The sequence below is a fragment of the Amycolatopsis sp. cg9 genome, assembly GCF_041346945.1.
In the GTDB taxonomy this organism is placed as follows: domain Bacteria; phylum Actinomycetota; class Actinomycetes; order Mycobacteriales; family Pseudonocardiaceae; genus Amycolatopsis.
The window spans coordinates 10,339,975-10,365,664 of record NZ_CP166850.1 but is presented as its reverse complement, the minus strand read 5'-3'; the positions used below and the strand labels follow the sequence as shown (position 1 = coordinate 10,365,664).

Genomic DNA, 25,690 nt, shown 5'->3' with positions numbered 1-25,690 from the left:
GGAGACGAAAACGAGGTGCGGTCATGACGATCGAGCAGGCGAGCGCGACGCTGGTGCCGGCGGCGCGATCGCGGCTGCATCAAGCGTTCTCGGCGTTGTCGGAGCCTGAACTGCGGTCCCGGCCCGGGGCGAAGTGGCAGGTCGTGCGCCCGGACGTGGTGCCGGCCTGGGTGGCGGACATGGACTTCCCGGTCGCCGAGCCGATCCGGGACTCCCTCCACGACCTGATCTCGAGCGGCGACTTCGGCTACCCGGACTGGCCGACGGGCGCGCGGACCGTGCGCGAAGCCTTCGTCGACCGGATGGCCGACCGCTACGGCTGGTTCGTGAACCCGGGTGACGTGCGCGAGTTCACGAACGTCGCGCAGGCCGTGCGCGTGGTGCTGGAAGCGGCGACGCGGCCCGGCGACGGGATCGCCATCCACACCCCGGCGTTCGGCCCGCTCACCAAGATGATCACCAGCCTGGGCCGCCGGGTCGTGCCGATCCCGATGGAGGACACCGAAGCCGGCTGGCGGTTCGACGCCGGGCAGCTGGACGCGGCGCTGGCCGGCGCCAAGCTGCTCCTGCTGGTGAGCCCGCACAACCCGACCGGGCGCGTGTTCACCCGCGCGGAACTGACCGCGCTCGCCGCCGCCGTCGAGCGGAACGACATGCTGGTCGTCTCCGACGAGCTGCACGCCGACCTCACGTTCGCGCCGCACCGGCACATCCCGTTCGCTTCGCTGAGCACGGAAATGGGTGCCCGCACGGTGACCGTGTACGGCGCGAGCAAGGCGTTCAACCTGGCCGGGCTGCGCTGCGCGGTGGCGCACCTCGGTCCGAAGTGGATGCACGCGGTGGTGGACGTCCAGGCGGGCCTGCTCGGTTCGGTCAACATCTTCGGCGCGGCCGCGACGGTGGCCGCGTGGACGCAGGGCGACGAGTGGCTCGACGCGACGGTTTCCTACCTCGACCGCAGCCGCTACATGGTCGCCGAGACGATGCGGACCGAGCTGCCGATGGTGCGCTACCACCTGCCGGAGGCGACTTACCTGGCGTGGCTGGACTTCCGGGCGTTCGGCTGGGCCGACCCGACGTCGGTGGTGCGCGAGAACGCGGGGATCGAGCTGAGCCCCGGCGAGTCGTTCGGGCGCCTCGGGCAGGGGTACGCGCGGCTGAACTTCGCGACTTCTTGGCCGTTGCTCTGCGAACTCAAAGGCCGCGTGGCGCGCAGCGTCCCGTTGCTATCGTCCTTGGCATGACTGCTCCGGAGCCGCCGCTGCTGATCGAGGTGGACCGGCTCCTCCGGGGCCCGCTCGGCGACTGCGTCCCGGACGCGGCCGTCCTGGTGGCGGACGGGAAGATCGCCGCGGCGGGCCCGCGCGGGTCCGTCGGGGCGCCGGAATCCGCGCGGCGCCTGGCCTTCCCCGGCGCGACGCTGGTGCCCGGCCTGATCGACGGGCACGTCCACCTGGCCATGGACGGCGGCAGCGACCCGGTGACGGGGTTGCTCGCCGCCGGTCCCGGCGAAGTCGAGGCGGGGATGGCGGAGCGGGCCGCGCGGCTCGTCGCGTCCGGCGTGACGACGGTCCGCGACCTCGGCGACCGGCCGCCGCGGATCACCGGCCTGCGCCGCGAGATCGACGCCGGCACCCGGCCGGGCCCCCGCATCCTCGCGGCGCTGGCCCCGCTGACCCCGCCGGGGGGCCACTGCTGGTTCTTCGGCGGCGAGGTCGCCGGTGAAGCGGCGATGCGGGACCTGGTCCGGGCCAACGCGGAAGCGGGCGCGGACGTCATCAAGGTGATGGCCAGCGGCGGCAGCCTCACCCCGGGCGGCGCGGCGATGTGGGAGTCCCAGTTCACCCCGGCGGAGGTGAAGGCGGTCGTCGCGGAGGCGCACGCGCTCGGCCTCCCGGTCGCGGCGCACGCGCACGGCACGGAGTCGATCGAGTTCGCGGTCGACGCGGGCGCGGACACGATCGAGCACTGCTACTGGCTGGCCGGCGACGCGCAGTGGCACCGCCGCGAGGACATCGCCCGCCGGATGGCTTCCGCCGGCATCGCCGCGTGCTGCACGGCCGGGCCGCGCGACTGGCTGGTGCAGCGCGCCACGCTCGGCGAGGCGGCGGCCCGGCCGCTGTTCGACCGGATCGCCTGGCTCGACGCACTCGGCGTCCCGATCCTGCCGGGCTCGGACGGCGGCGTGCGGAACGCGGTGTTCGGCGAGTACGCGGGGTTGCTGGGGATGTACGAGTGGCTGGGCTTCAGCCCGGCCCGGGTCCTGGAGCTGGCGACCTCGGGCGCGGCGGACATCCTCGGGTTGTCGTCGGTGACCGGCCGGGTGCGGCCCGGGCTGGCCGCGGACTTGCTGGTGGTGGCCGGGGATCCGCGGGTCTCGACGTCGGTGCTGGGGAACGTGCGGCTGGTCGTGGCCCGGGGCCGGGTGGTGGGCTGAGTTCCGGGGTCGCGAATGACTCATTGGGGACCTCTGGTGTCCCGAATGAGTCATTGGGGACGTCGGTGCCTGCCCGCCTGCCCGCCTGCCCGGGGTGCGCGGGTGTCCGGCTGTGCGCGGGCCGCGGGCGTCGGTGAAGGTCGCGAATGACTCATTGGGGACCACCAGCGTCCCGAATGAGTCATTCGCGACCTCCGGCGCGAGCACGAACACCCAGACCCGCCCACACCGAAAGGGGCTTCCCCCACAAGGAAAGCCCCTCCGGCACCACCCACAACCTCAGGAAAAGTCCGGCTCCGAAATCCGCGCCCGCTTGATCTCCGAAACGTGCTCGAAGCCCGCCAGCGTCGCCAGCGCGTCGAACAGCCGGCCCGCGTCCTCGCCGCGCGCGATCTTCGACACCACCGGGCCGAAGAACGCGGCGCCGTCGATGCGGATGATCGGCGTGCCGATCTCGATGCCGACCGCGTCCATCGCCTCGCGGGTGCTCGCGCGGACCTGGTCGTCGGCCGCGTCCGTCGAAGCGACCTCGTTCAGCTCGGCGGGCAGGCCCAGCTCGTCCAGCGCCGCCGAGATCACCGCCGGGAAGTCCTTGTTGCCCTCTTCGTGGATGCGCTTGCCCAGCGCGGTGTACAGGTCGCGCAGCACCTTCGGGCCGAGCTGCTCGGCGGCCGCCGTCGCCACGCGGACCGGGCCCCAGGCCGCCTGCATCCGCTTCAGGTAGGCCTCCGGGTCGTCGAGGTACTGCTCGGGGATCTCGCGGTCGGCGTTGACCACCGAAACGCTCATCACCCGGAACCGCAGGTCGATCTCCCGGACCTGCTCGACCTCCAGCAGCCACCGCGACACGACCCAGGACCACGGGTCCATCGGGTCGAACCACTGTTCCACGGTGTTCATCCTTACCCCTTCCGCACTTCGATGCCGGCGAACAGGTCGTCCTCCGGCCCAGAGCCGCCCACCCGGGAACGGGCGAGCTCGAAATCTTCGGTCGGCCACAGCTCCCGCTGGAGCTCCAGCGGGACGGCGAACCAGTGGCTGTCCGGGTCGATCTGGGTGGCGTGGGCCAGCAGCGCCGCGTCGCGCCGCGGGAAGTGGTCCGCGCACGGCACCCGCGTGGTGATCCGGGCGTAGACGTCCGGCTTGGTGTCCCACTCCTTCAGCCACTCGTGGTACGGCGAATCCAGGCCCGCTTCGAGCAGCGCTTCGTGGAAGATCGCCATCTTCTTGCCGCACCACTCGTGCACGTAGTACAGCTTCAGCGGCTGCCAGTCCGGGTCGTCGCCGGCCGCCTCGAACGCCGCGAGCGCGACCTCGTGCGCCCGGATGTGGTCCGGGTGCGGGTAGCCGCCGTTCTCGTCGTAGGTGATGACCACGTGCGGCCGGAACTCGCGCATCTCCACGAGAAGCCGCTCGGTGCACGTCGCGAGCGGCAGGCTCGCGAACCGGCCCGGTGGCACCGGGGTGCCGTCCGGCCAGCCGGAGTCGGCGAACCCGAGCCACCGCTGCTCGACGCCGAGCACCTCGATCGCGCGGGCGATCTCGCCCCGGCGGACCGCGGTGAGGTCGGCGCGCACCTCCGGCGTGTCCATCGCCGGGTTGAGGATGCTGCCCTCTTCGCCGCCCGTGCACGTGACGACCAGGACTTCGTGGCCCTCGTCGACGTACCGCGCGAGCGTCGCCGCGGCCTTGCTCGACTCGTCGTCCGGGTGCGCGTGCACCGCCATCAGCCTCATCGTGCCCTCCGCACCAGGGTCGCCCCGCCGTCGACGTCCAGGCCCTGCCCGGTGATGTGCTTCGCGGCGGGTGAGCAGAGGAACGCCACGACGTCGGCGACGTCCTCCGCGGTCTGTTCCCGGCCGAGCGGGACGCGGTCGGCGACGACCTCGTCGAACTCGGCGCGGCTGACGTCCTGCCACTGCCGGCTCCAGACGAACCCGGGCCGGACGGTGTTCACCCGCACCCCGGCCGGCGCCAGCGCGACGGCGAGCGAGGTGCTCCAGTGTTCGAGCGCGGCCTTCGCGGCGCCGTACGCGGGGGAGACGACCCACGGCATGTTCGCCGCGATCGAGCTGACGTTGCAGATCGCCGAGCCGCGGCCGAAGCGCTCGCGCAGGGCCTTCGTCACGCGGTAGGCCGTGGTGAGGTTGAGCGCGAAGATGTCGTCCCACACCGCTTCCGGTGGCCAGGTCGCGTCCTCGACGGGTTCAAGGTGCGGCCGCCGTTCGCCGCCCAGCACGTTGACGAGCACGGTGAGCTCGCCGGGCAGCGCGGCCGCCAGTTTGTCCACTTCGGACGCTTCGCGCAGGTCGCAGACGAAACCCTTGGCACCGGCGGGAACCACCGGCTCGACCACGTCGACCGCCACGACCTCGTCGACCACGCCGGCGTCGAGCAGCCGCTCGGCCACCGCCGAGCCGATCCGCCCGCCCGCCGCGGTGACCACTCCGGTCCTCATCGCGCCGCTCCTTCCGGGATCCGGGCCGCCACCGCGCGGTAGTCCGCGACCAGGCGGTCCATCAGGTAGGTGGCCGCCGCCGCGTCGGCCGCGGCCGCGCCCATCCGCTCGCGGTCCCGCAGGCACGACAGCAGTCCGCACACGGCGGCCGCGACGGCCGCGGTGTCCGCCGGATCGACCAGCAGCCCGGTCCGGCCGTGCTCGATCTGCGCGCACAGCCCGCCGACGCGGCCCGCGACCACCGGCCGTCCCTTCGCCATCGCTTCGGTGACGGTGAGCCCGAACCCTTCGGCGAGGCTCTTCTGCACGACGACGTCGGCCCGCCGCTGCAGAGCGTTGATCAGCAGCGCGGCCCGTTCGGGGTCCCGCTGCGACGTGCGCAGCAGGTGCACCCGGCGCCGCAGGGACGCGGGCAGCCCGGCCCGCAGCCGCCGCACTTCGGCAAGGACGGCCAGGCCTTCGGGATCGTCCGGGATCTCCTCCGGGTCGTTGCCGGCCAGCACGAGGTGGACGTCGCCGGGCAGGCCGGGCAGCAGCCGCAGCACCCCCGGCATGTCCTTGAGCGGGTCCCACCGGGAGACCTGCAGCACCATCCGCGCCCCGGCGGGCATCGGCGCGTCCTGCTCGACGGCGGCGAGCCCGCTCGGGGTTTCCGCGGTCAGCCCGGCTTCGGCCAGCAGCTCGGTCGTCTCCACCGCGTCCATCGGCCGGTTCTTCGCCGCCTTCGGGTCGAACGCCGGCGCGCACACCGCGACCGGCCGTCCCGGCGGGGCGTACGCCGCCAGCGCCGTCACCACGACGTCCACTGTGGACAGTTCACCCGCGAAGGCCCGCCAGACCGCTGCCGGCCCGGCGCCCGGGGCGTCGGTGCCGATGTGGCAGTGCCAGACCACCCGCGCGCCCGCGGCCGCCAGCGCCGGCGCCAGGCCGAGCACCTGCGGGTCGTGCAGCACCACGGTGTCGCCCGGCCCCACCCGCGCGGCCAGCCACTCCGCCTGCGGTGCCAGCACTTCGCGGTAGTGGTCCAGGTCGGCGGCGGAGATCCGCGGCGCACCGCGGTCGTGCAGCAGGTGGTGCAGGGACTTGGTGAACGCGAAGAACCCGTCGTCCCCGGCGATCACCGCCCAGCCCGCGTCGACCCCGGCGGCCACCTGCGCCGGCACCAGCCCGTGCAGCAGTTCGGCGACGCCGCCGCCGGTCGCGGTCGCGTTGACGTGCACCAGCCGCGGGCCGGGCCCGGGCTCGCGCACCCACGCCGGCCTCACCACGTCCGCCCTTCGGCCACCGCGTCCGGCACCATCGACCGGAGCACGCCCAGGCCGCGCTCGATGCTGCGTTCGCGGGGGAGCAGCGTGTCCTCGTGCTCGAGGTACAGCACGCCGTCGAAGCCTTCGTCCTGCAGCGTCGCCACGATCTCCGCCCAGGGCAGCTCGCCGAGGCCGAGCGCGCGGAACCGGATCGGCGGCTGCGGGCCGTAGCGGCCCCAGCCGGGACCGGACGGCAGGCCGCGCCCGCTCCAGCGCTGCAGGTCCTTCGCGTGCACCGCGCCCATGCGCGTTTCCCAGCCGCGCACGGCGTCGACGGGGTCGTGCCCGGTCGCGGCGAGGTTCGCCGGGTCGACGCACAGGCCGAGCACGTCCGCCCAGTCCGCGGTCGCGGCGAACAGCAGGTCCGCGCTCGCCCGGTCGTAGACGACCTGCTTCGGGTGCGGCTCCACCAGCAGCCGGACACCGGCCTCGCGCGCGGCCCGCACCAGCGGCTCGGCGGCGGTGCGGAACTCGGCGATGTTGTCCGCCCAGCTCACGTCGCTGTGCCACCACGACAGCCAGCGCCCGAAGTCGGGGCAGCCGGGCAGCAGCCGGACGTCCGGCGCGCCGAGCCGCTCGGCCAGCCGGATCGCGCCGAGGGCGCAGGTGAGCGCGTGGGCGCGCTTGGCCGCCGCGTCGCCGCGGTGCACCGGGTCGGTGTGCCGGTCGTGCGGTCCGAGCAGCAGCTGCGCGTCGCGGCTGTTGCTGACGCACCCGACCTGCTGCCCGCGCAGCACCGCCGCCACGTCGTCGCGGTAGGCCGCGTCCCCGGCGCACCGGCGGGCGTCGATCAGCCCGAACGTCGTGTCCGTCGGCACGTCCAGCCACAGCGGGCCGAACTTCTCCGCGTGCCGCAGCGCGGTGGCCAGGTCGAGGTCACCGAACGCCGCCAAGCACAGTCCCAGCTTCATGTCGCCTCCTCGGGGGCAGCGCCGCGGCGTAGGCGTCGAGCCCGCCGGGCAGCGCGGGTTCGCCGGAGCCGGCGAACCGGTCGAGCGCGGTCAGGACGACCGAGGCCGTGTCGGTCACGAGGTCGGCACTGCCGGCGCCGACCGGCCCGGTCAGGTGGTGGGCGAACTGCTCGTACAGCTCGGGGCACCCGGTGAACACCCCGCCCGCCGCGGCGACCGCGAACCCGTCCGGCAGGCCGAGCGCGTCGCGGACCGCGTACACGCCTTCCGCCAGATCGCCGACGGCCTGGTCGATCACGCCGAGCGCGACCTCGTCGCCGGCCAGCCAGGTCGCGCAGACGACCGGCGCGAGCGCGGCCAGGCCCTGCTTGGGGAACGGCTGCGCGGCCAGCCGGCGCGCGAGGCCGGCGACGGTCGTCCCGGCGTACTCGCCCAGCGCGTCGACGAGTTGCGTCTCCGGGCCGCGGCCGTCGGTGGCGCGGACGGCGGCCCGCAGCCCGCGCAGGCCGATGTCGACGGCGCCGCCCTCGTCGCTGCCGAGGTACTCGCAGCCGCCCGCGTTGGCCACACGCCGCCCGTCGGTGCCGAAGAACCCGGAGCCGGTGCCGCACACCGCGACCACGCCGACGCCGGAGAGCGCCGGCACGCCCCACAGCAGCGGCAGCACGTCGTTGGAGACGACCAGGCCGGCGTCCAGGCCCACGGCGTCGGCGGCGGCCCGGGCCCGCTCGAGCTCCGGGCCGATCCCGCCGGGCCCGGCCGCGGCGCTGGCCAGCCAGCCGACCGAGGGCCCGGTCCCGAGCACGGCGCCGATCTCGGCGAACGCCTCCCGCAGGGTGCGGCCGGCCTCGTCGCCGGTCGCGTGCGGGTTGATCGACGGGAATTCGAACGTCCGCCGCGGGCGGCCGTCCCCGGGCACCACCAGAACCCGGGTGCGGCTGCCGCCGGCGTCGATCGCGAACCGGCCGACCATCAGACCGCGACCACGGGACCGGTCCGCAGCATCTGCCGCAGCCCGTCCTCCGGCGTCATCGGCGTCCAGCCGGCCAGCCCGGGCAGGTGCCCGAAGTCGTCGCAGGCCAGCGAGGAGTGCCGGGGGCGCGAAGCCCACAGGGTGTCGCGGCGCAGGACCGGCCGCACCAGCGCGGGGTCGGTGCCGGTGAGCCGGTAGGCCACCGTCGCGAAGTCGAACCGGCTCAGCTCGGCCGGCCCGGCCAGGTGCGCGATGCCGGTCGGGAGCTCCGGCACGCGGCACAACGCGGCCAGCACTTCGGAGACGTCGTCGATGTGCACGGGCGTGAACGACTGGTCGGTCGGCGCCTCCAGCTCCTCGCCGCCGGCGGCCGCCTGCAGGCAGCGCTGGCCGTAGGTGGCGCGGTGCGCCGGGCCGGTCCAGCCGTAGACGAGGCTGACGCGCAGCGCGAGGTTCGGGCCGGTCAGCAGCTCCTGCTCGGCCAGCGCCTTGACCCGCCCGTAGACGTTGTGCGGGCTGATCGGGTCCGCGGGGCGGTGGCCGCCGCGCGAACCGTCGAAGACGTTGTCGGTGGAGACCAGCACGGTCGGCACCCCGGACCCGGCGAGCAGCTTGGCCACGCCGTGGTGGACGGCCTCCGCGCGCTGCTCGTTCGCTTCGATCCACGTGACGTCGCTGGGCCCGTGGGTCAGGATGACCCGCGCCGGGCGCAGCGTGTCGACGTGACTGCGCAGGCGCTCGCGGCCCGCCGGGTCGTCGAGGTCGACGGACAGGTGCCCGGCGTGGGGTAGTGGCGTGGTCGACACGGTCGCCACGTCGTGGCCGTCGGCGCGCAGCCGGTCGGCCACCGAAGCGCCGATCAGCCCGCGGCCGACGACCAGAACGGTCTGGTCAGACATGGGTTTCGCTCCTCCTCGTCAGCGCGATCGAGCCGGTGCCCACGGTGGCCGCCAGCGCGGCCAGGTCCGGCACCAGGATGTCCACATCGGACGGATCACCGAGCAGGGGACCGTCGATGCCGATGACGCGGCAGCCGGCGGCCCGCGCGGCGAGCACGCCGGGCCGGGCGTCCTCGACGACGACGCACGCCCCGGCCGCGAAGCCGAGCCGGGCGGCCGCGGCGAGGTAGCCGTCGGGCGCCGGCTTGCCGCGCGGGACCTCGCCCGCGGCGATCAGGACGGCCGGGACCGGCAGCCGCACGCTGGTCAGCCGCGCGGTCGCGAGCGGCCGCGTCCCGGACGTCACCACGGCGTGCCGCGTTCCCGGCAGCGCGGCGAGGATGTCCGCCGCGCCGGGGCAGGCCACGAGCTCGCTGGTGTCCGCCGCCTGGCGGAGTTCCAATGCGGCGGCTTCACCGGCGGCGTCGAGGTGCGGCGCGACGGCCGCGATGGTCTCGGCCGACGGGCGTCCGTGGCAGGCGGCGACCACGGCGTCCGGGTCGAGCCCGTGGTCCACCGCCCAGGCGCGCCACGACCGTTCCACGGTGCTGCCGGATTCCACCAGCACGCCGTCGAGGTCGAACAGCACCGCCGCGCACGACAGCGCATCGGCCGGGGTGCTCATGCCGCCTTCGCCCCCTCGCCGGTCTCGGCCAGCGCGGTGGCGCGGGTCGCGGCCATCGCCATCGCGACCTCGTCGTCGGTGACGTCGTCGGCGATGACCGTGCAGCCGTACTCGACCGGCAGCACGAACCGGATCTTCGAGTCGCGGATCTTCCGGATCTGGCCGAGCGCCGCCGTGACGGCACCCGCCTGCACCGACCGCGGGAGGTCCAAAGTGGAGGTCGGTAGCCCGCAGCGGTTCAGCAGGCCGACCAGCCGCGAGCGGTCCTTCTCGGCGAGCATCCCGCGCCGCACCGCGATTTCGGCGGCGATCGTCATGCCGTAGGCGACGGCCTCGCCGTGCAGCACCGGGCCGTAGCCGGTCACCGTCTCCACCGCGTGGCCGACGGTGTGCCCGAAGTTCAGCGGCCGCCGCAGGTCCACCTCGTACGGGTCCAGCTGGATCAGCTCGGACTTCACGACGCTCGCCGCGCGCACGATCTGCTCCAGCGCGGGCAGGTCGCGGTTCAGCGCCAGGTCGGCGTTGTCCTCGATGAGGTCGAACAGCGGGGGCGAGCCGATCACGCCCTTCTTGATGGCTTCGGCCAGCCCGGCCGCGATCTGCCTGCGGTCCAAAGTGGACAAGTAGGCGACGTTCGAGACGACCGCCTTCGGCTGGTAGAACGCGCCGATGAGGTTCTTCGCGCTCGGGTGGTCGACGGCGACCTTGCCGCCGAGCGCCGCGTCCACCTGGCCCAGCAGCGTGGTGGGGACGTTGATGTAGGGGACGCCGCGCATGTAGGCGCTGGCGACCCAGCCGATGGTGTCGATGACCACGCCGCCGCCGACCGACAGGATGATGTCGCGGCGGGCGATGGACGTGCCGGCCAGCCAGTCGAGCATGCGGACCGCGGTGTCGATGGACTTGTTGGCCTCACCGGGCGGGAAGGACGTCATGGCGACGTCGATCCCCTTTTCCCGCAACGAGTTCGCGAGGCGCTCGGCGTGCAGCGCGGAGACCGTGTCATCGGTGATGAGCGCGACCCGGCGTCCGTCGATCTGCTTGAGGAGGAACTTTTCGGCGCAGGGTTCGGCCTTGCAGACGAAGACCGAGTAGATGTCGTCGCGGCTGGCGGAGGCGGTGAACGGCTCGGTATCGTCCGCGGCGGGAATCGGTACCAGATGCGGACAACGCACGTGCTCGAGCATGTTTTGACTCCCCTTGAAGTCCTTGTTCGCGCAACCGCACCTTGCGGACCCGCTCGGTGTCCAAATCGTGGAACACCGTGCTCCGGCTGGTACTTTGTAGTCACCGGGATGGGCCGGGTCGCGGGCACCGCGGGCTGCGCCGTCGCTCATCGAACTCTCGCACCGGTCCTTGTCGTGCTCATCTCCGAGCGTGCCGCCTCGCTTAGCGTGCCCGCCTTGCCGGGATAGGCTTTTTCCCATGGAGCTGAGGATCTTCACCGAACCGCAGGAAGGTGCGAGTCACGGCGATCTGCTGCGCGTGGCGCGGCACGCCGAAGCGACCGGGTTCCCCGCGTTCTTCCGGTCCGACCACTACATGCGCACCGGAACCGCGGCGGCGCACCCGGGTCCGTCGGACGCGTGGGTCACGCTGGGCGCGCTGGCGCGGGAGACCAGCCGCATCCGGCTCGGCGTGCTGCTGAGCCCGGTGACGTTCCGGTACCCCGGCGCGCTGGCCGTCACCATCGCGCAGGTGGACGAAATGTCCGGTGGCCGCGTGGAATTCGGCATCGGCTCGGGCTGGTTCGAGGGTGAGCACCACGCGATCGGCGCGCCGTTCCCGACCAAGGGCGAGCGCGTGGACCGGCTGGGGGAGCAGCTCGAGATCCTCACCGGCCTCTGGGGGACCCCGGTCGGCGACTCGTATTCCTTCGAGGGCAAGCACTACCGGATCGTCGACTCGCCGGCGCTGCCGAAGCCGGTGCAGGGGCCGCACCCGCCGATCATCATGGGCGGCAAGGGCCCGAAGCGCCTGCCGCGCCTGGTTGCCCGCTACGCCAACGAGTTCAACAACTCCCTGTGGGACGAGGAGAACACGGCGGCGCAGTTCGACCGCGTCCGCGCGGCCTGCGCCGAGATCGGCCGCGACCCCGCGGAGATCACGTTCTCGGTGGCCCAGACCATCTGCGTCGGCGCCGACGAGGCCGCGGTGGCGGCCCGCGCGGAGAAGATCGGCCGCACGGTCGAAGACCTGCGCGAGAAGACGCTGACCGGTTCGCCGGCCGAAGTCGTCGACAAGATCGGCCGGTGGCGCGAGCGCACCGGCATCTCCCGGGTCTACCTCCAGGTCCTCGACCTGGCCGACCTGGATCACCTGGACCTGATCGCCGCGGAGGTCGTCCCGCAGGTGTAGTGGGTTCGCCGAAGTGCCGAGGGGGCTTTCCACGTCCGGGGAAAGCCCCTCCTTCGTGTGGTCACGGGGAGTGCCGAAGCGAATCTTTTTCGCTAACCGCACGACGCAAGATGCTGGTCAATCACCTGATCGGTTAATTTTTCTTCTCAATTCTTGACTCGGCACTCAGTCGCGATCGCAGAGGAACGACAGAAATGCTCAATGAGCGGCAGGTCACTGGTCGGAGAAAATTCCTCACTGGCGCAGTTATCGGAGTGGGCGGGACGGCGCTCCTCGACAACGGGCTCCTCACCGGGGTGGCGGGAGCCGCCGAATCCACCGCGGCGGGTTCCGGTTCCCCCGCCTCGGTCATCAGTCCCGCGAACCAGCAGTACCCGGACCTGGTGCGCGCGCTCAACGCCCGGTTCGTGGCGCACCCCGAGCGGGTCGCCGTCGTCGATTCGCCGTCGCAGATCGCGCCGCTGGTGAACGCGGCCGTCAGCGCGGGCAAGCGGATCACCGTCCGCGGCGGCGGCCACTGCTACGAAGACTTCGTCTACAGCGACGACACCCAGGTCATCCTCGACCTGAGCACCATGAACCGCATCTGCTACGACTCGCAGCGCAACGCGATCGCGATCGAAGCCGGCGCGACGCTGCTGGACGTCTACGAGAAGCTGTACAAGACCTGGGGCGTCGTCATCCCCGGCGGGGTCTGCTACTCCGTCGGCGTCGGCGGGCACGTCGCCGGCGGTGGCTGGGGCTGGCTGGTGCGCCGCAACGGCCTGGTCGTGGACCACCTGTACGCCGTCGAGGTCGTCACCGTGAACGCCGCGGGCCGGGCCCAGACGGTCGTCGCCACCCGCGAGCCCGGCGACCCGAACCGCGAGCTCTGGTGGGCGCACACCGGCGGCGGTGGCGGCAACTTCGGCATCGTGACGCGGTACTTCTTCCGCTCGCCGGGCGCGACCGGCACCGACCCGGGCAAGCTGCTGCCCAAGCCGCCCGCCCGGACGAACTTCACCGTGGCCGGCTGGAACCTCAACAACCTGTCGGAACAGCAGTTCTCGCGCCTGGTGCGGAACTACGCGCAGTGGCACATCGACAACAAGTCGCCGAACAGCCCGGCGCGCGACCTGACCGGCGCCCTGTCGGTGAACCACAAGTCGAGCGGCTCGGTCACCGCGCTGGCGCAGCTCGACGTGTCGGTGCCGAACGCGCAGGCCATCATGGACGGCTTCATCGCCTACCTAGCCGACGGCGTGGCGCCGCCCGACTTCGTCGCCCCGCAGACGCTGCCGTGGCTGCAGTTCGTCGAACTGACCGGTACCACGAACTCGGTCGCGAACGACCCGACGTCGCGCGCCAAGTACAAGGCGGCGTTCATGAAGGGCCTGTTCACCCCGGCCCAGACCGCGGCGATGTACAAGCACCTCACCCGCTCCGACATCAGCAACCCCAACATCAACATCATCTTCCAGCCCTACGGCGGCCAGACCTCCGCGGTGCCCCAGGCGAACACGGCCATCCAGCACCGGGACGCCGCCTACCAGGTCCAGTGGTCCTCGGTGTGGAACAACCCCGCCGACGACGCGGCGAACATCGCGTGGGCGCGCGAGGTCTACTCCGAGGTCTACGCGGCCACCGGGGGCGTCCCCGTGCCCAACGACGTCTCGGACGGCTCGTACGTCAACCACTGCGACGCCGACCTGAGCGACCCCGCGTTCAACAAGTCGGCTTCGTCCTGGCACGACCTGTACTACAAGGGCGCGTACCCGCGCCTGCAGGCCGTGAAGAAAAAGTACGACCCCCGCAACGTGTTCCGGCACCGCCAGTCGGTCGAGCTCCCGTCCTGACCCCCGGCGCGAAGGAGGCCCCGACCGCTCGGCGGCCGGGGCCTTCTGCGTGGTGCGGGTTCAGCTCGCGATGTCGATGGGCCGGTCTTCGCCCGGCTCGATGGTCCGGATGACGCGCGCCGGCGCGCCTACGGCGACGACGTTCGCCGGGATGTCCTTCATCACCACGGAATTCGCACCGATGACGGCGTTCTCGCCGATGGTGACGCCCGGGCCGACGATGCTGCCCGCACCCAGCCAGACGTTGTCCCCGATGGTGATGGGCTTGCCGTAGCCCCACTTCGCGCGGCGCGACTCGGGCTCGATCGTGTGCCCGGCGGCCAAGAGCTGCGAGTACGACCCGAGCAGCACGTCCTCGCCGATGGTGATCTGCCCGACGTCGAGGAAGATGACGCCGAAGTTGGCGAAGCTGCGGGCGCCGATCTTGGTCTGGTACCCGTAGTTGCAGTAGAACGGCGGGCGCAGGTAGGCGCCTTCGCCGAACTCGCCGAAGAGCTCTTCGCAGATCTGGCGGCGCTTCTCGCCCTCCAGCACGGAACTGCGGTTGTACTCCTCCAGCAGCACCTGCGCGCGCCGGACCTCCTCGCTCAGGAGTTCCCCGTTGGCGAGGTGGTACTCGCCGGCCAGCATCAATTCCTTCATCGCGTGGTCATCAAGCTGCATGGCGACGCTCCTCGGAGTTCCGGTTCACCGTTCCACGGTGCCCGTGCGGCGGTGATCAGGACATCTCCCAGCGTGCCGATTCCCTTTCGTTCCGGCCGGAAATGCGGTGGGGTAGGGCAGGATGACTGTCGGCAAAGACGAGCGCGATCATCGTCGGAAAAGCGCGAAAGGATGACAATGATACTCGTTACCGGCGGCCTGGGTTCCATCGGGTCGCACACCGCACGGGCGCTGCTCGACCTGGGCGAATCCGTCGTGCTCACCTCGCACCGGTCCACCGAGCTGCCGGAGTACCTCGCGAACGAGGCCGAAGGCCGGGTCGTCGTCGAGCCGCTGGACACCACGGACGAGCAGGCCTTCCTGGACATCGGCAAGCGCCACGAGATCACCGGCATCGTGCACCTCGCGGCGAGCTACTTCGCCACCCCCGACCCGGTGGAGTACCTCCGCGTCGAGAGCCTCGGCCTGCTGAACGCCCTCAAGGCGGCGTCGGTGTGGGGTGTCCGCCGCTTCTCGGTCGCCAGCTCGATCGGCGTGTACGTCGGCGTCGACGACTCGGCCCCGTGGCGCGAGGACGCGGCCCTCCCGGTGCTGCCCCTGCCTCAGATCCTCCAGTTCAAGAAGACGGCCGAGCTGTTCTCCATCGCGGCCGCGGCCGCCGGCGGCTTCGAGCTCGTCAACCTGCGCATCGGCACGATCTGGGGGCCGCTGAGCCTGCCGGACTCGCCGTTCTTCGCGCTGCCCCGCCTGCTCAGCTCGGCCGTGCTGGGCGAGGACGCGGACCTGACCCCGCCCCGCCCGGACGCCTTCGCCGAGGACGCCACGGACCTCTGCTACGTCAAGGACTGCGGCCGCGCGATCGCCCTGCTCATGACGGCGAAGCACCTGAACCACAACACGTACAACGTTTCGAGCGGCCGCCTGGTGCCCTACGCCGAGGTCGTCGACGAGATCAACAAGGCCGTCCCGGGCGCGAACATCACGCTCCCGCCCGGCCGCAGCCCGGAGCGCCCGTCGCCGAACTACCTCGACATCACCCGCCTGCGCGAGGACACCGGCTTCGAGCCGGAGTACGACTCCGCGCGCACGGTCCAGGACTACGTCGCCTGGCTGAAGACGCACGAACGCTGACCAGCCGGTCCTGAGAGAGCCCCGGGTACGCGCCACCCGGGGCTCTTTTGCGCGGCGCGGGCGCACGCACGAAAATCCCGGCCGGGTCGCGGTGACCGGCCGGGATCGTTCGTCCGCGGTGGTTCGTCAGCCTCGGGCGGCCCGGTAGATCCCGTAGCCGTAGCCCTCGACGTGCAGCCCGGCGGCGTCGTAGCTCGTGCCCTGGCCGAGCACCAGCTCGCCGGGCGCGGTGACGTTCACGGTCGCCGCGCGCAGCGCCGGGTTGACCACCACGGTGAACTCGCCCCGGCGGTAGACGAACGGGTACCCGGCCCGCACGATCGAGACGTCCCCGCGGGCGCCCAGCGCCGGGTTGGCCTTGCGCAGCGCGATCAGCTCGCGGACGAGGTTCAGGTTCGACTCCGGGTCGCTGCGCTGGGAGGCCACGTCCGGCCGCGTCGGCGACGGGTTCGCGGGCAGGTAGGTGACGTCCGGATCGGCCGCGTCCCACTGCATCGGCGTGCGCGAGCCCGCCCGGTTGAAGCCGTCTTCGAAGACCTGCAGCAGGCTGCCTTCGTGGTCGGGCAGGCCGGGCTGGTACTGCGTGCCGATCTCGTCGCCGTAGTAGATCGCCGGCAGCGTCGGCCAGGTCAGCAGGAACACCAGCGCGCTGCGTGCGTGCCGGGCCGTGCGCGAACCGGCCACCAGCCGCGGCCAGTCGTGGTTGGCGGTGGGCAGGATGACGTGCCCGCGGTCGCCGATCGACGCCGCCGTCGTCGCCCATTCGGCGAGGAACACGTCGATCGAGCCCTGCCCCGCCGCGTCGAAGTAGGCCGGCCGCGGGTCTTCCCAGGTCATGTCGTAGACCGCGCGGTTGTGGAACAGCGAACGGAACGCGCGGCTTTCCCCGTAGTGCATGAAGAAATCCGCGTCGAACCCGGCCGGGACGGCCAGCTTCGGGTCGTTCCACTCCGACAGCAGCACCGTGCCGGGGTGCGCGCGGTCGATCCACGCGCGCACGTCACGCCACAGCTTCGACGTCTCCACCAGGCCGGGGTCGTCCTTGATCAGGAACGGCGCCATGTCGACCCGGAACCCCGCGATGCCGTAGCCCATCCAGAAGTCCATGATGTCCCGCAGGGCCTGGCGGTTCGCCCGCGGCCCCTCGGCGTCCACCGGCTGGCGCCACGGCTCGGCTTCGTTTTCCCGCCCGTACCCGAAGTTCAGCGCGGGCTGCACGGGGAAGTAGTTCGGCAGGTAGAAGCCCTCCCGGCTACCCGGCGACGGCTGGAAGTTCGGTCCCTGCTCGGCGGCCCAGATGTACCGGTGGTCGTCCGGGTCGTTCGCCGAGTGGACGAACCACGGGTGCTCGTTGGAGGTGTGCCCGGGAACGAAGTCGAGCAGCACCCGGATCCCGTGCCTGCCCGCCGAATCGACGAGCTTCAGCAGGTCGTCGTTGCTGCCGTACCGCGGGTCGACGCGGTAGTAGTCCGCGATGTCGTACCCCGCGTCGAACATGGGGGAGGCGAAGCACGGGTTCAGCCAGACCGTGTTGACACCCAGCCACGCCAGGTAGTCCAATTTGGACTCGACGCCCCCGAGATCGCCGATCCCGTCCCCGTTCGAGTCCGCGAAGCTCTGCGGATAGATCTGGTATAGGACCGCATCCGCCAACCAGTCAGCCATGCTTGCCAAGCTACAAGAACCGCCGGTCGGCTCGCGTATCCGAACGTGCGGGAAGACGCGCGCGCGAGACGGACCCGAGACGGTCTCGAGGCACGCAGATCGCCGAGAGCGGTCGTGCTCCCGGCGATCTGGTAAACGTTTTCCCCGGCGGCCGGCCGCGATCCGGAGCCCGGCGCCGGATCGGTCAGCGCTGGACGTTGTAGTGCAGGTGCAGCACCCGGTCGCCCTGGATGACGACGTCCGGGTCCTCGAGCTTGACGGTCCCGGAGTGGCTGCCGAAGTACCGCTTGCCTTCGCCGAAGACGACCGGCGCGACGTCCAGCGCGACCTCGTCCACGAGCCCGGCCGAGAACGCCTGCCCGGCGACGTCACCCGCGGCCACGCAGACCAGGCCGTCACCGGCGAGCTTCTTGGCGAGCGCGATCCCGGTCTCGATCGAGTCGGCCGTGTGGAACGGCGCGTCGGGGAACCGGGCCAGCCACTCGTCCGGCAGCGGCCGGTGGGTGATGACGACGAGCTCGTCCGCGGAGGCGGGCTTGCCGCCCCAGCCGTCGAAGGTGTCGAAGAGGTGCCGGCCGATCACCGTGACCTTGATGGCGTCCCAGAAGGGCTGCACGTAGTCCGCGGACGCCTGGCTGACGTTGAACGACCATTCGTCGTTCGCGCGGATCGTCGTGTCGCCGTTGCTGTACCAGTCGAACAGCGGCCCGACCGTGTCATCGGGGTAGGCGATGTAGCCGTCCAGCGAAACCACAGCGTGTACGACAACTCGGGCCATTGGATTCGCTCCTTGATTTCATCGGCAGCGCGGGACATTCCCGCGCCCGTTGGCGATGCTATCGACCGGGCGGCACCCCGCATCTTCCTAGTTGCTCTCCTCGGCGAGTTCGACGATGAGACCTTCGGGTCCGCGGACGTAGCACATCCGGAAGATGTTTTCGTAGTTGACGATTTCCCCGACGGTGTCCAGTCCTTTCGCCCGAATTAGCTCGATCGTGCTGTCGAGGTCCTCGACGATGTACGCGATGTGCCGGAACCCCAACCGGTTCGGCGCCGTCGCCTGCGGAGCCGCCGGGTCGACCGGGTGGTGGAACTTGGTCAGTTCGAGCTTCCCGCTGCCGTCCGGCGCGTTCACCATCACCATTTCCGCGTGCACGCCTTCGAGCCCGAGGATCCGGTCGACCCACTCGTCTTCGATCCGCATCGGCGGAGCGACTTCGAAGCCGAGGTCGGCGAAGAAAGCCGTCACCGCTTCGAGGTCCTCGACGATCACGCCGACGTGCTCGAACCGCCGCACCCCGCCTCCGGTCGCACCGCTCATGGCCGATTTCCCTCGTTTCTTCGGACGATCCAGACGTGCGACGCGAAAGCTACGCGGCCGCCCGCGCTCCCGGCCAGGGCGCCCGCCGGCCCACGTGACCCAGGTGCGCGGTCAGCAGGTCCGCCTCCGGGCCGACTTCCACGGGCGGCCCGAACATCCCGAGCGCCCGCGCTTCGGGCCCGACGAGCACGGCGGCGAACTTCTGCGCCGCGGCGACCACCTCGGCGTCGGGCTCGTAGGCCACCCCGCCGCCGCTCGCCAGGTCCCAGCCGTGGGTGAGCACCTCGTTGAGGCACATCAAGGCGTGCACCGAACCCGGCGTGTCCGCGCCGCCCTTGCCGGGGGTGACCCGTTCGAGGATCCCGGGCTCGGAGAAGGCGGCGACGCACCGGTCCCCGAGAGCGCGAACGGCGGCCGCGGGGTCCGCGCCGAGCCGTTCGGTGTGCGCCAGGTGCTCCAGCCGGTCCGGCTGCGAGTCCGCGGGGTCGAGCGCCGGCCCGGTCGCGGCCTGCGTCGCCAAGCCGACCATGCCGAGCATGTGGTTGCCGACCTGGCGCACGGACCACCGGTGGCACGGGCTCCGCCCGTCCCAGGCCACCGGTTCGATGGCGGCCACGGCCCCCACCGTCGTCCGGAAAGCGCGCTCGAGCAGTGTGGGCAGATCCATGTCCGTCCTCTCGTCGCTGGCTTTCCTCCAATCTGGGACAAGATCACGCAAACGATCATCTTGTTGCGTGCGAAATTCGTCTTTGCCGTGGTCAGCGGCTTGTCGTGAAGTGCTTGGGGTACCGGGGAACGGGCCGGTGTCCGCAAGTGACGGTCAAGCGGCCTCCGCCGTGGGGTGCGGCTCCTGCCGCCCGTCGGCGGGCCACGCCGGCACGCCTGCGCTGGGATCCGAACTGGACAGTGCGGCGCCCCCGGACGTGACCACGTCCGGCGGTGGTCCGGTACCGGATTGCTCCGCGGCCGCGCGGAAGGCCAAGTGGTGCAGCTTCCTCAGGTGCCGCTGCACCAGGCCGGCTCGCCGTGCTTCGTCGAAGACGGTGCGCGCGGCACCGTTTTCGCGCCGGCGCCGGTGCCGCGGGGTGGATCCGTGGTCCGCCACGATGGTGTCCTCCACTGGGTGTGCCGGATCGGGCCGGCGTGTCGGGTTGACGCGGTTCATAGCTCGGTGTGACCGTTCGGTCGCGCGCGAGCACGACGGCCGGGTTCGCCGCCTGGGTAACAAGGTTGTCTCGACTGGAACTCGGCCCGGCTCCATTGGGCCACCTGGCCGCTCGCACGGTGCGTCGTCCGGACCTTCGCGCGCTGCGGGGGAATGCGGGCCGCCACCGTCCACAGTGGGAGCACACCGGGTACGGGAAGGTGGTCCGGTGTGGGGCCGATCACGTGGCCAGGGCACGTCGTGCGCAGCCGCGCACGACGTCTTCCCTGGTGGCGCCCCCGGCAGGACTCGAACCTGCGACCTAGAGATTAGAAGGCTCTTGCTCTATCCAGCTGAGCTACGAGGGCCCGCGCCGACGGCTGCTGCCGATCGTGCCGGTCGCCCGGCACCGGCAGCTTAGTCGTCGCCATCCTCTCGATCGTTCGACACCGGCGAATCGTTTCAGGTCTCGTTCGACGTAATTCCGGACCTCGGTGGCGACACCGTCACCGCCCGCGATCCGACCCGTCCGGGTGAGGTGTCTGGACCTGTCCGGCCCGGCGGCGTCCGGAAGGCTCTCGCTCCACGTCCGCCGCCGGGAGGCCCCGTGGGCGCGCCACGCCGCAGAGGCGCGCCCACGGGGTGGGGCCGCTGTCGGGGGAGCGGCCCCGGTCGGGCCCGGCCGCCGCCGCGAGCCGGCTCCCCCTTGGAGCGGGCGGCGGGCTCGGGCCCGGGTCGGGGTCATTCCCAGATCTGGACCGCGCGGACGAGGAAGGGCGCGTTCGGCACGAACGTGCCGCCACCCGGGTAGGTGGTGAAATCGCCCTCGGTCGAGCATTCCTCGTCCTGGTAGACGGTGACGTCACGGCTCATCAGATTCGCGAACGACGATCCCGCGAATCCTTCGGGCAGCGGAATGCATTCCCCCGGATTCGCGGTGCGCAGGTCGAATCGCTCGGACTCGCCGCCGTAGGCGTCCGCCGACCACAGGCAGAACTCGCCCTTCTGGCACGCCGGATCGGGCGGCGGCGAAGCGGCCTGAGCTGCTCCGGCGCTGGTCAGCAGCCCGAGCACGGCCAGGACCAGCACCTGCGGCAGCCGGGAACGGAGACGGCCTGAAGACATGGTGGATTCCCCTCTGGAGTCGCGGCCCGGTGGCCGCGGTGAACGTGTGATTCCAGATTGGCTCGCCGGGGAACGGTTGTCAGCCCGCGATTTCGATTCTGTGGACAACTCGGGGAAGCGGAAGCAGTTGTCCACATGGCCGCGACCGGGTCTTGCGGCCGGGACGTTCCGGTGTTATCGCGCGCTGTGTCAAGCTGGGGCCGCGGAAGGGGGACCATGCGGGATCGGATCGCGGTGTTCACCGTGTTCGCCCTCAACGGCCTGGCGATCGGCTCGTGGGCGACGCGGACGCCCGCGCTGGCCGCCCAGGTGCACGCGTCACCCGGCGTTTTCGGGCTCGCGCTGCTCGGCGCCAGCGTCGGCATGCTCGCGGCCGCCTCGGTCGCCGGGCGGGTCGTCGAACGCTTCGGCGCCCGGGGTGTCGTGGCCGGGAGCACGGGGCTGGCCGCCGTCGCGCTGGTGCTGATCGGGTTCGCGCCGGGCGTGCCGCTGCTGGCCGGGGCGCTGTTCGTGGTCGGCGCGAGCGTCGGGATGCTCGACGTCGCGATGAACGTCGCCGCGGTGGCCGTCGAACGCCGCACGCGGCGGCCGGTCATGCCGGTGTTCCACGCGGGGTTCAGCGTCGGCGCCCTCGCCGGTTCGCTGGCCGCCGGCCTCGCCGCCGGGCACGGCTGGTCACCGGCGCGCCACCTCACCACGGCGGCCGTCGTCGCGCTCGTGGTGCTGCTGCTCGTGGTCCGCGCGGTCCCGGGCATCCACCCCGAGCACACGGGCGCGCCCGCCGTGGTCACCGGCCGCCGGGCGCCGATCCGCCGCCCGGTGCTGTGGCTGCTCGCCGCGGTCGCGCTGTGCTCGGCCGTCGCCGAGGGTGCGGCCGCGGACTGGTCCGCCCTGCTGATGACGGCGGAACGCGGCGCGGGCCAGGGGGCGGCGGCACTGGCGTTCGCCGGGTTCCAGCTGGTCATGGCGCTGGCCAGGCTGGCGGGCCCGTGGGTGCAACGGCGATTCGGGCCGACCCGCTGCCTGGTCGCGGGCGCCGCACTGGCCACGGCCGGCTTCCTCGCGACGGCCACGATCCCGGCCGCGGCGGTCGCTTACACCGGCTTCGCGCTGGCCGGAGCGGGTCTCGCGGCCTCGTTCCCGCTCGCGTTGAGCCTCGCCGGCGACGCCGGCAAGCGCGGCGACGGCACCGGCGGCGAACGCGAGATCGGCTTCGTGTCGGCCATCGCGTACACCGGGTTCCTCGCCGGCCCGCCGATCATCGGGGGCATCGCGCAGGCGATCGGCTACGGCGCGGCGTTCGTGTTCGTCGCGCTGGTCGCGGCGTTGATCCTGCCCGCGGCGGTCGCGGCCCGGCGGTCGCGGCGCCGCGAGGAAGCGCGGGAGGCGGCGGTGGGGTGAGCTTCGGCCGCGCGGTTCTGGTCCACTGGCGCCGCCGCGCGACGGCGGGTGGGCCGGGGCGGGGTCCGGCGGCGTTCCGGATGCCACGGCGGGTGCGCCGAGTGGCCTTCACCGGAGCCGGGTTGAGGTTCGGCTCGGCCGTGTCTCGGGTGGGCCGGGGTGGTTTCAGCCTGGGCCGGGGCATGGTTCGGCTGGCGGCGTTGCGAGTGCGACCGTGGGCCGGGTCGAGATCCGGCCCGGCGGCGTTCCGGAGCTCCCACCGCGCCGAGCATCGGCGTGGGCCGAGCACCCGGGCGGGCCGAGCACCGGCGCGGGCCGAGCACCCGGGCGGGCCGGCACGCGCGGGCCGAGCACCCGGGCGGGCCGAGCACCGGACCTCACCCGTGCGGCATCGGGTCGCGGTTGAGCTCCTCCTCGCCGAGCGGCTCCGGGTGCCACCCCAGCCGCGCCCCCAGGTCCTGGGCCCGTCGCAGGCCCAGCGGGGGGTACGCGGCCGGGGCCGTGCCGATCGTGCCCGGGACCAGGACCCGGACCACGTGCACGCCGTCCTCGGCCGCCTCCGGGGTCGTCAGGTCGACGTACAGGACCTCGTGGCCCGCCGCCGCGACGCGTGCGTGCAGGGCGTCCAGGGAGTCGTCCGCCGGTCGTGGGATCGCCGCCCAGTCGGCCGGGGGAGCGGCCGCGGCCCAGGCCAGTGCGGCGTCGCCGGCTCGGGGATCCAGGTGGAACTGCTGGTGGCACAGCAGCTCCACCAGGTCCGCCGGGCCGTAGTGGTCGACGTAGTCCCGCGCCGCCCGCCACGGCCTCAGCGGGGCCGGGCGGTCGCCGTAGCCCGCGATGATCGCCGACACCGCGTTCCGGTCGTCGAGCGTGCGGCAGGTGATCTGCAGCGTGTACGCCTCCGCCAGTGCCTTCAGCGCCGCCTGCTCGGGGTCGGGCCGCATCGCCGTGCCGACCGTCAGCCAGCCCTCGGGTGACCGGACTGCCGCCGCGATCACCGGCACGCCGAACGCGTTCGCGATCGACCAGAAGCGGACCTCGTCCGCGCCGGCGAGCGCGGCCAGGCGCGGGGTCGGGGCCAGGGTGGGCTGGGGCGCGCCGTTGAGCCACCAGACCGCCGAGGCGTCGTGTTCGACGATTTCCTGCAACCCGGACCGGATCGCGGCTTCGAGGGTTTCGCCGGCGGCCGTGCCGCCGATCGCCGGGAACGCGTGGAGGGGTTCCCCGGCCGCCTTCGGCACGTGCGGCCAGCCGGTGTGGACCAGGAACGCCGGGACGTGGACGTCGCCGCCGCCGAGGGAGGTGGCGCGCACCCAGTGGACCGGCGACGAGCGGAGGAACGGCGTGAAGGGGAACCCGGGGGTGGCGTACTGGCCGGGCGAGTACAGGGCCAGGCGCGAAGGGGCCAGCGCCGTCAGCCCGCGCGCGACGAGGTCGTCGTGGCTGCTGTGGACGAGGTCCCGTGGCGGCCAGGTCCCGCAGTACCGTTCCACCGCCTCGCCCCGGGCGGAGACGCGCGCCGGGCCGGGGTCGTCCCACGACGTGCCGAAGCCCTGCAGGTCGCCCTGCCACGGCAGGTCCGCCCGGACGTCGCGGATGTCGGCCACCGCCAGGTGCAGGGCCGCCGGGGTGCCGGGCAGGCCGGCGAAGGATCGCAGCCCGGTGACGATGGGGCCGGGGCCCGGCGCGGAGCGGCGCGCGCCGCTCCGGCCGGGCAGCCCTTCGTGCACAGCGGTCATCAGCGCTCCGGGAGGTACGCCGCGACGCACGTGTTGACCGTGAGGCTCGCGGCCACGCACGTGTTCACGACGAGGCTCGCGGCCACGCAGGTGTTGACGACCAGGGCTTCCGGGGCGGTCTCGACGGAGAACTGCTCCTGCTTCATGGTGCTACCCTTTCCATCGACGGCCCACCACCGGTTGCGGTGGCGGGTTCCGGGGAGTGCTCCCCGTTCCGCGCGTCCGAGGCGCCCACCTCGCGCGGAAGCTTGGTACCGAACGCGAACCCCGCGGCGGCCAGCGCACCGAGCCCGGCGCAGGCCAGCCAGACGGCCGCGGGGCCACCGCGATCGAGCAGCCAGCCGCCGCCGGCGGGCCCGAGCAGCGCCGCCGCCGACCACGCGCCGGTGTAGAGGGCCGCGTACCGGCCGCGCTGCGTGCCGGGTGCCCGGTCGGCCGCCACGGAGCTGCCGACGGGCATCTGCAGGATCTCCCCGACCGTCCAGACCAGGGCGATGACGGCGTAGCCGAGCAGTCCTCCGGCGAACAGGTTGAGCCCGAAGCCCCACCCGATCAGCAAGGCGCTCGCCACCAGGACCGGCCGTCGCCGGTGCCGCCGCGCCCACCGGGTCAGCGGGAGCTGCAGGAACGCGATGAGCAGCCCGTTCAGGGCCTGCACGAGGCCGAACGCCCCGGCGGTGAGCCCGGCGCCGACCATGACGATCGGCAGCGTCGTGGCGCTTTGTTCGTAGACCGAGGCGATCGCGAGGGTGGCGAGCAAGAAGACGGCGAACCGCCGGTCGAACCGCAGCGGCGGCCGGGCGACGTGGGCTCGCGGCGTGCTCGGCGGCCGGGTTTCGGGCACCTTCAGCAGCACGACGAGCGCGCACAACGCGGTCGCGGCGGCGTCGGCGACGAACACCGCCGGGTAGCCGAAGCCCACCACCACGCCGGTGAGCGCGGCGGACACGGCGACGCCGACGTTGACCGCCCAGTAGTTCAGCGAAAAGGCCCTCGGCCGGTCGGCCGCCGGCACGACGTCGGCGAGCGCGGCGTTCATCGCCGGCCGGGCCGCCACGGAGCCGGCACCGACGGCGAAGGCCGCCGCTTCGAGCTGCCAGCGGCCGCTCGCGGTGCCCAGCGCGACCATGGCCACCGCGGTGACGACGTGCGCCAGCACGAGGGTCGGCCGTCGGCCCAGCCGGTCGGCGAGCACGCCGCCGGCCACGGTGCCGAGTACGCCACCCAGCCCGATCAGGGCGATGACGAACCCGGCGTAGGACACCGGGTACCCGTGCCCGGCCGTCAGCGACAGCGCGAGCACGGGCCGGGTGAACGCGCCGGCCCAGTTGACCAGGAGGCTGATCCAGATCCACCAGAACACCGGCGGCAGGTTCAGGGGGCTCCGGCGGGACGTCATCGTGTGCGTCACCCGCCGGCCCCCTTTCCCCGTTCCACTGGTTTCCCGTCCCGAGCCGGGTTGCCGTTCCGTCTGGATCGCAGCGGGGATGGCGTTCCCGGGGCTCCTGCGGGAGAACCTCGGGTGTGGTTCTCCCATCGAGCCGGGTGCCTTCCGCTGGGTCTCAGCTGGGAGGCGCACCCCCGGACTCATGGATAAATCATGGCTCCCGGCATGGAGATCGCTCCTCTCCTCGATTGCCCGCTGGTCGGGCGGCACCC

Annotated in this window: 25 protein-coding genes and 1 tRNA gene; 6 read left to right on the top strand and 20 right to left on the bottom strand. The window is 72.6% G+C overall.

Annotation, left to right across the window (positions count from 1 at the left end; genetic code table 11):
- The first annotated feature begins 23 nt into the window (after nucleotides 1-23).
- Both AB5J73_RS47235 and AB5J73_RS47230 read left to right on the top strand, forming a co-directional pair.
- Nucleotides 24-1,244 carry a MalY/PatB family protein gene (locus tag AB5J73_RS47235; protein WP_370966614.1) on the top strand — a complete coding sequence of 407 codons (1,221 nt, stop codon included), beginning with the start codon at nucleotides 24-26 and terminating at the stop codon, nucleotides 1,242-1,244.
- On the top strand, nucleotides 1,241-2,437 hold the full coding sequence (locus tag AB5J73_RS47230; protein WP_370966612.1) for an amidohydrolase family protein: 1,197 nt from the start codon (nucleotides 1,241-1,243) through the stop codon (nucleotides 2,435-2,437). Before AB5J73_RS47235 ends, AB5J73_RS47230 begins: the two co-directional genes overlap by 4 nt.
- Before the next feature lie 279 nt (nucleotides 2,438-2,716).
- Here AB5J73_RS47230 and AB5J73_RS47225 read toward each other — a convergent pair whose 3' ends face one another.
- The 9 genes from AB5J73_RS47225 to aroB are packed head-to-tail and all read right to left on the bottom strand — an operon-like array spanning nucleotide 2,717 to nucleotide 10,836.
- On the bottom strand, nucleotides 2,717-3,337 hold the full coding sequence (locus tag AB5J73_RS47225) for a DsbA family protein (protein WP_370966610.1): 621 nt from the start codon (nucleotides 3,335-3,337) through the stop codon (nucleotides 2,717-2,719).
- A 2-nt stretch (nucleotides 3,338-3,339) separates the two neighbouring features.
- Nucleotides 3,340-4,164 carry a mycothiol conjugate amidase Mca gene (gene mca, locus AB5J73_RS47220; protein WP_370973564.1) on the bottom strand — a complete coding sequence of 275 codons (825 nt, stop codon included), beginning with the start codon at nucleotides 4,162-4,164 and terminating at the stop codon, nucleotides 3,340-3,342.
- 5 nt (nucleotides 4,165-4,169) lie between these two features.
- Nucleotides 4,170-4,895, bottom strand: a complete 726-nt coding sequence (locus AB5J73_RS47215; protein ID WP_370966608.1) for an SDR family NAD(P)-dependent oxidoreductase — start codon at nucleotides 4,893-4,895, stop codon at nucleotides 4,170-4,172.
- Nucleotides 4,892-6,160, bottom strand: coding sequence for a glycosyltransferase (locus AB5J73_RS47210; protein WP_370966606.1), 1,269 nt, complete (start codon nucleotides 6,158-6,160; stop codon nucleotides 4,892-4,894). The genes AB5J73_RS47215 and AB5J73_RS47210 overlap by 4 nt, the downstream gene beginning before the upstream one ends.
- Entirely contained in the window at nucleotides 6,157-7,113 is a 957-nt protein-coding gene (locus AB5J73_RS47205) for a sugar phosphate isomerase/epimerase family protein (protein WP_370966604.1), read from the bottom strand. Before AB5J73_RS47205 ends, AB5J73_RS47210 begins: the two co-directional genes overlap by 4 nt.
- The gene (locus AB5J73_RS47200) at nucleotides 7,079-8,086 is read right to left on the bottom strand and encodes a BadF/BadG/BcrA/BcrD ATPase family protein (protein ID WP_370966602.1); all 1,008 of its coding nucleotides are present in this window, start codon (nucleotides 8,084-8,086) and stop codon (nucleotides 7,079-7,081) included. The genes AB5J73_RS47205 and AB5J73_RS47200 overlap by 35 nt, the downstream gene beginning before the upstream one ends.
- Nucleotides 8,086-8,985 carry an NAD(P)-dependent oxidoreductase gene (locus AB5J73_RS47195; RefSeq protein ID WP_370966600.1) on the bottom strand — a complete coding sequence of 300 codons (900 nt, stop codon included), beginning with the start codon at nucleotides 8,983-8,985 and terminating at the stop codon, nucleotides 8,086-8,088. The genes AB5J73_RS47200 and AB5J73_RS47195 overlap by 1 nt, the downstream gene beginning before the upstream one ends.
- Nucleotides 8,978-9,649, bottom strand: coding sequence for an HAD-IA family hydrolase (locus tag AB5J73_RS47190; RefSeq protein WP_370966598.1), 672 nt, complete (start codon nucleotides 9,647-9,649; stop codon nucleotides 8,978-8,980). Before AB5J73_RS47190 ends, AB5J73_RS47195 begins: the two co-directional genes overlap by 8 nt.
- Nucleotides 9,646-10,836, bottom strand: a complete 1,191-nt coding sequence (gene aroB, locus AB5J73_RS47185) for a 3-dehydroquinate synthase (RefSeq protein WP_370966597.1) — start codon at nucleotides 10,834-10,836, stop codon at nucleotides 9,646-9,648. Before aroB ends, AB5J73_RS47190 begins: the two co-directional genes overlap by 4 nt.
- A gap of 238 nt (nucleotides 10,837-11,074) precedes the next feature.
- Between aroB and AB5J73_RS47180 the strand changes: the two genes are divergently transcribed.
- Both AB5J73_RS47180 and AB5J73_RS47175 read left to right on the top strand, forming a co-directional pair.
- The gene (locus AB5J73_RS47180; RefSeq protein ID WP_370966595.1) at nucleotides 11,075-12,007 is read left to right on the top strand and encodes an LLM class F420-dependent oxidoreductase; all 933 of its coding nucleotides are present in this window, start codon (nucleotides 11,075-11,077) and stop codon (nucleotides 12,005-12,007) included.
- A gap of 254 nt (nucleotides 12,008-12,261) precedes the next feature.
- Nucleotides 12,262-13,842, top strand: coding sequence for an FAD-binding oxidoreductase (locus AB5J73_RS47175; protein ID WP_370966593.1), 1,581 nt, complete (start codon nucleotides 12,262-12,264; stop codon nucleotides 13,840-13,842).
- A gap of 60 nt (nucleotides 13,843-13,902) precedes the next feature.
- Here AB5J73_RS47175 and AB5J73_RS47170 read toward each other — a convergent pair whose 3' ends face one another.
- A complete protein-coding gene (locus AB5J73_RS47170) occupies nucleotides 13,903-14,505 on the bottom strand; it encodes a sugar O-acetyltransferase (protein ID WP_370966592.1) in 603 nt (200 codons plus the stop codon).
- Nucleotides 14,506-14,682: 177 nt separating this feature from the next.
- Here AB5J73_RS47170 and AB5J73_RS47165 point away from each other — a divergent pair, with 177 nt between their 5' ends.
- Nucleotides 14,683-15,636 (top strand): NAD-dependent epimerase/dehydratase family protein, encoded by a 954-nt coding sequence (locus AB5J73_RS47165; RefSeq protein WP_370966590.1) that lies wholly within the window; start codon nucleotides 14,683-14,685, stop codon nucleotides 15,634-15,636.
- A gap of 126 nt (nucleotides 15,637-15,762) precedes the next feature.
- On the opposite strand, the gene AB5J73_RS47160 is transcribed toward AB5J73_RS47165, so the two are convergent.
- The 7 genes from AB5J73_RS47160 to AB5J73_RS47130 form a co-directional block, all read right to left on the bottom strand.
- Nucleotides 15,763-17,301 carry an alpha-amylase family glycosyl hydrolase gene (locus AB5J73_RS47160; protein WP_370966588.1) on the bottom strand — a complete coding sequence of 513 codons (1,539 nt, stop codon included), beginning with the start codon at nucleotides 17,299-17,301 and terminating at the stop codon, nucleotides 15,763-15,765.
- Nucleotides 17,302-17,485: 184 nt separating this feature from the next.
- Nucleotides 17,486-18,079: a dihydrofolate reductase family protein gene (locus AB5J73_RS47155; protein WP_370966586.1), complete on the bottom strand. Its 594-nt coding sequence runs from the start codon at nucleotides 18,077-18,079 to the stop codon at nucleotides 17,486-17,488.
- 87 nt (nucleotides 18,080-18,166) lie between these two features.
- A complete protein-coding gene (locus AB5J73_RS47150; RefSeq protein ID WP_370966584.1) occupies nucleotides 18,167-18,622 on the bottom strand; it encodes a VOC family protein in 456 nt (151 codons plus the stop codon).
- A gap of 49 nt (nucleotides 18,623-18,671) precedes the next feature.
- Complete coding sequence (locus AB5J73_RS47145) at nucleotides 18,672-19,289, bottom strand: TIGR03086 family metal-binding protein (protein ID WP_370966582.1); 618 nt, start codon at nucleotides 19,287-19,289, stop codon at nucleotides 18,672-18,674.
- A 153-nt stretch (nucleotides 19,290-19,442) separates the two neighbouring features.
- Nucleotides 19,443-19,727, bottom strand: coding sequence for a hypothetical protein (locus AB5J73_RS47140; RefSeq protein ID WP_370966580.1), 285 nt, complete (start codon nucleotides 19,725-19,727; stop codon nucleotides 19,443-19,445).
- Between the two features lie 330 nt (nucleotides 19,728-20,057).
- Nucleotides 20,058-20,134, bottom strand: a tRNA-Arg gene (locus tag AB5J73_RS47135).
- Between the two features lie 373 nt (nucleotides 20,135-20,507).
- Complete coding sequence (locus AB5J73_RS47130; RefSeq protein ID WP_370966578.1) at nucleotides 20,508-20,891, bottom strand: peptidase inhibitor family I36 protein; 384 nt, start codon at nucleotides 20,889-20,891, stop codon at nucleotides 20,508-20,510.
- A 216-nt stretch (nucleotides 20,892-21,107) separates the two neighbouring features.
- On the opposite strand from AB5J73_RS47130, the gene AB5J73_RS47125 reads away from it, so the two are divergent.
- Entirely contained in the window at nucleotides 21,108-22,292 is a 1,185-nt protein-coding gene (locus AB5J73_RS47125; protein ID WP_370966576.1) for an MFS transporter, read from the top strand.
- Nucleotides 22,293-22,669: 377 nt separating this feature from the next.
- On the opposite strand, the gene AB5J73_RS47120 is transcribed toward AB5J73_RS47125, so the two are convergent.
- The 3 genes from AB5J73_RS47120 to AB5J73_RS47110 are packed head-to-tail and all read right to left on the bottom strand — an operon-like array spanning nucleotide 22,670 to nucleotide 25,442.
- Complete coding sequence (locus tag AB5J73_RS47120) at nucleotides 22,670-24,031, bottom strand: YcaO-like family protein (RefSeq protein ID WP_370966574.1); 1,362 nt, start codon at nucleotides 24,029-24,031, stop codon at nucleotides 22,670-22,672.
- Entirely contained in the window at nucleotides 24,031-24,177 is a 147-nt protein-coding gene (locus tag AB5J73_RS47115) for a hypothetical protein (RefSeq protein ID WP_158104371.1), read from the bottom strand. Before AB5J73_RS47115 ends, AB5J73_RS47120 begins: the two co-directional genes overlap by 1 nt.
- Nucleotides 24,174-25,442 (bottom strand): MFS transporter, encoded by a 1,269-nt coding sequence (locus tag AB5J73_RS47110; protein ID WP_370966572.1) that lies wholly within the window; start codon nucleotides 25,440-25,442, stop codon nucleotides 24,174-24,176. The genes AB5J73_RS47115 and AB5J73_RS47110 overlap by 4 nt, the downstream gene beginning before the upstream one ends.
- Nucleotides 25,443-25,690 lie beyond the last annotated feature (248 nt).

Excerpts from the sequence above, each read along its gene's own strand:
- AB5J73_RS47235 (WP_370966614.1), top strand. The coding sequence starts at position 24 with ATGACGATCGAGCAGGCGAGCGCGACGCTGGTGCCGGCGGCGCGATCG.
- AB5J73_RS47230 (WP_370966612.1), top strand. The coding sequence starts at position 1,241 with ATGACTGCTCCGGAGCCGCCGCTGCTGATCGAGGTGGACCGGCTCCTC.
- AB5J73_RS47225 (WP_370966610.1), bottom strand. The coding sequence starts at position 3,337 with ATGAACACCGTGGAACAGTGGTTCGACCCGATGGACCCGTGGTCCTGG.
- mca (WP_370973564.1), bottom strand. The coding sequence starts at position 4,164 with ATGGCGGTGCACGCGCACCCGGACGACGAGTCGAGCAAGGCCGCGGCG.
- AB5J73_RS47215 (WP_370966608.1), bottom strand. The coding sequence starts at position 4,895 with ATGAGGACCGGAGTGGTCACCGCGGCGGGCGGGCGGATCGGCTCGGCG.
- AB5J73_RS47205 (WP_370966604.1), bottom strand. The coding sequence starts at position 7,113 with ATGAAGCTGGGACTGTGCTTGGCGGCGTTCGGTGACCTCGACCTGGCC.
- AB5J73_RS47200 (WP_370966602.1), bottom strand. The coding sequence starts at position 8,086 with ATGGTCGGCCGGTTCGCGATCGACGCCGGCGGCAGCCGCACCCGGGTT.
- AB5J73_RS47195 (WP_370966600.1), bottom strand. The coding sequence starts at position 8,985 with ATGTCTGACCAGACCGTTCTGGTCGTCGGCCGCGGGCTGATCGGCGCT.
- AB5J73_RS47190 (WP_370966598.1), bottom strand. The coding sequence starts at position 9,649 with ATGAGCACCCCGGCCGATGCGCTGTCGTGCGCGGCGGTGCTGTTCGAC.
- aroB (WP_370966597.1), bottom strand. The coding sequence starts at position 10,836 with ATGCTCGAGCACGTGCGTTGTCCGCATCTGGTACCGATTCCCGCCGCG.
- AB5J73_RS47180 (WP_370966595.1), top strand. The coding sequence starts at position 11,075 with ATGGAGCTGAGGATCTTCACCGAACCGCAGGAAGGTGCGAGTCACGGC.
- AB5J73_RS47170 (WP_370966592.1), bottom strand. The coding sequence starts at position 14,505 with ATGCAGCTTGATGACCACGCGATGAAGGAATTGATGCTGGCCGGCGAG.
- AB5J73_RS47165 (WP_370966590.1), top strand. The coding sequence starts at position 14,683 with ATGATACTCGTTACCGGCGGCCTGGGTTCCATCGGGTCGCACACCGCA.
- AB5J73_RS47160 (WP_370966588.1), bottom strand. The coding sequence starts at position 17,301 with ATGGCTGACTGGTTGGCGGATGCGGTCCTATACCAGATCTATCCGCAG.
- AB5J73_RS47155 (WP_370966586.1), bottom strand. The coding sequence starts at position 18,079 with ATGGCCCGAGTTGTCGTACACGCTGTGGTTTCGCTGGACGGCTACATC.
- AB5J73_RS47150 (WP_370966584.1), bottom strand. The coding sequence starts at position 18,622 with ATGAGCGGTGCGACCGGAGGCGGGGTGCGGCGGTTCGAGCACGTCGGC.
- AB5J73_RS47145 (WP_370966582.1), bottom strand. The coding sequence starts at position 19,289 with ATGGATCTGCCCACACTGCTCGAGCGCGCTTTCCGGACGACGGTGGGG.
- AB5J73_RS47130 (WP_370966578.1), bottom strand. The coding sequence starts at position 20,891 with ATGTCTTCAGGCCGTCTCCGTTCCCGGCTGCCGCAGGTGCTGGTCCTG.
- AB5J73_RS47125 (WP_370966576.1), top strand. The coding sequence starts at position 21,108 with ATGCGGGATCGGATCGCGGTGTTCACCGTGTTCGCCCTCAACGGCCTG.
- AB5J73_RS47120 (WP_370966574.1), bottom strand. The coding sequence starts at position 24,031 with ATGACCGCTGTGCACGAAGGGCTGCCCGGCCGGAGCGGCGCGCGCCGC.
- AB5J73_RS47115 (WP_158104371.1), bottom strand. The coding sequence starts at position 24,177 with ATGAAGCAGGAGCAGTTCTCCGTCGAGACCGCCCCGGAAGCCCTGGTC.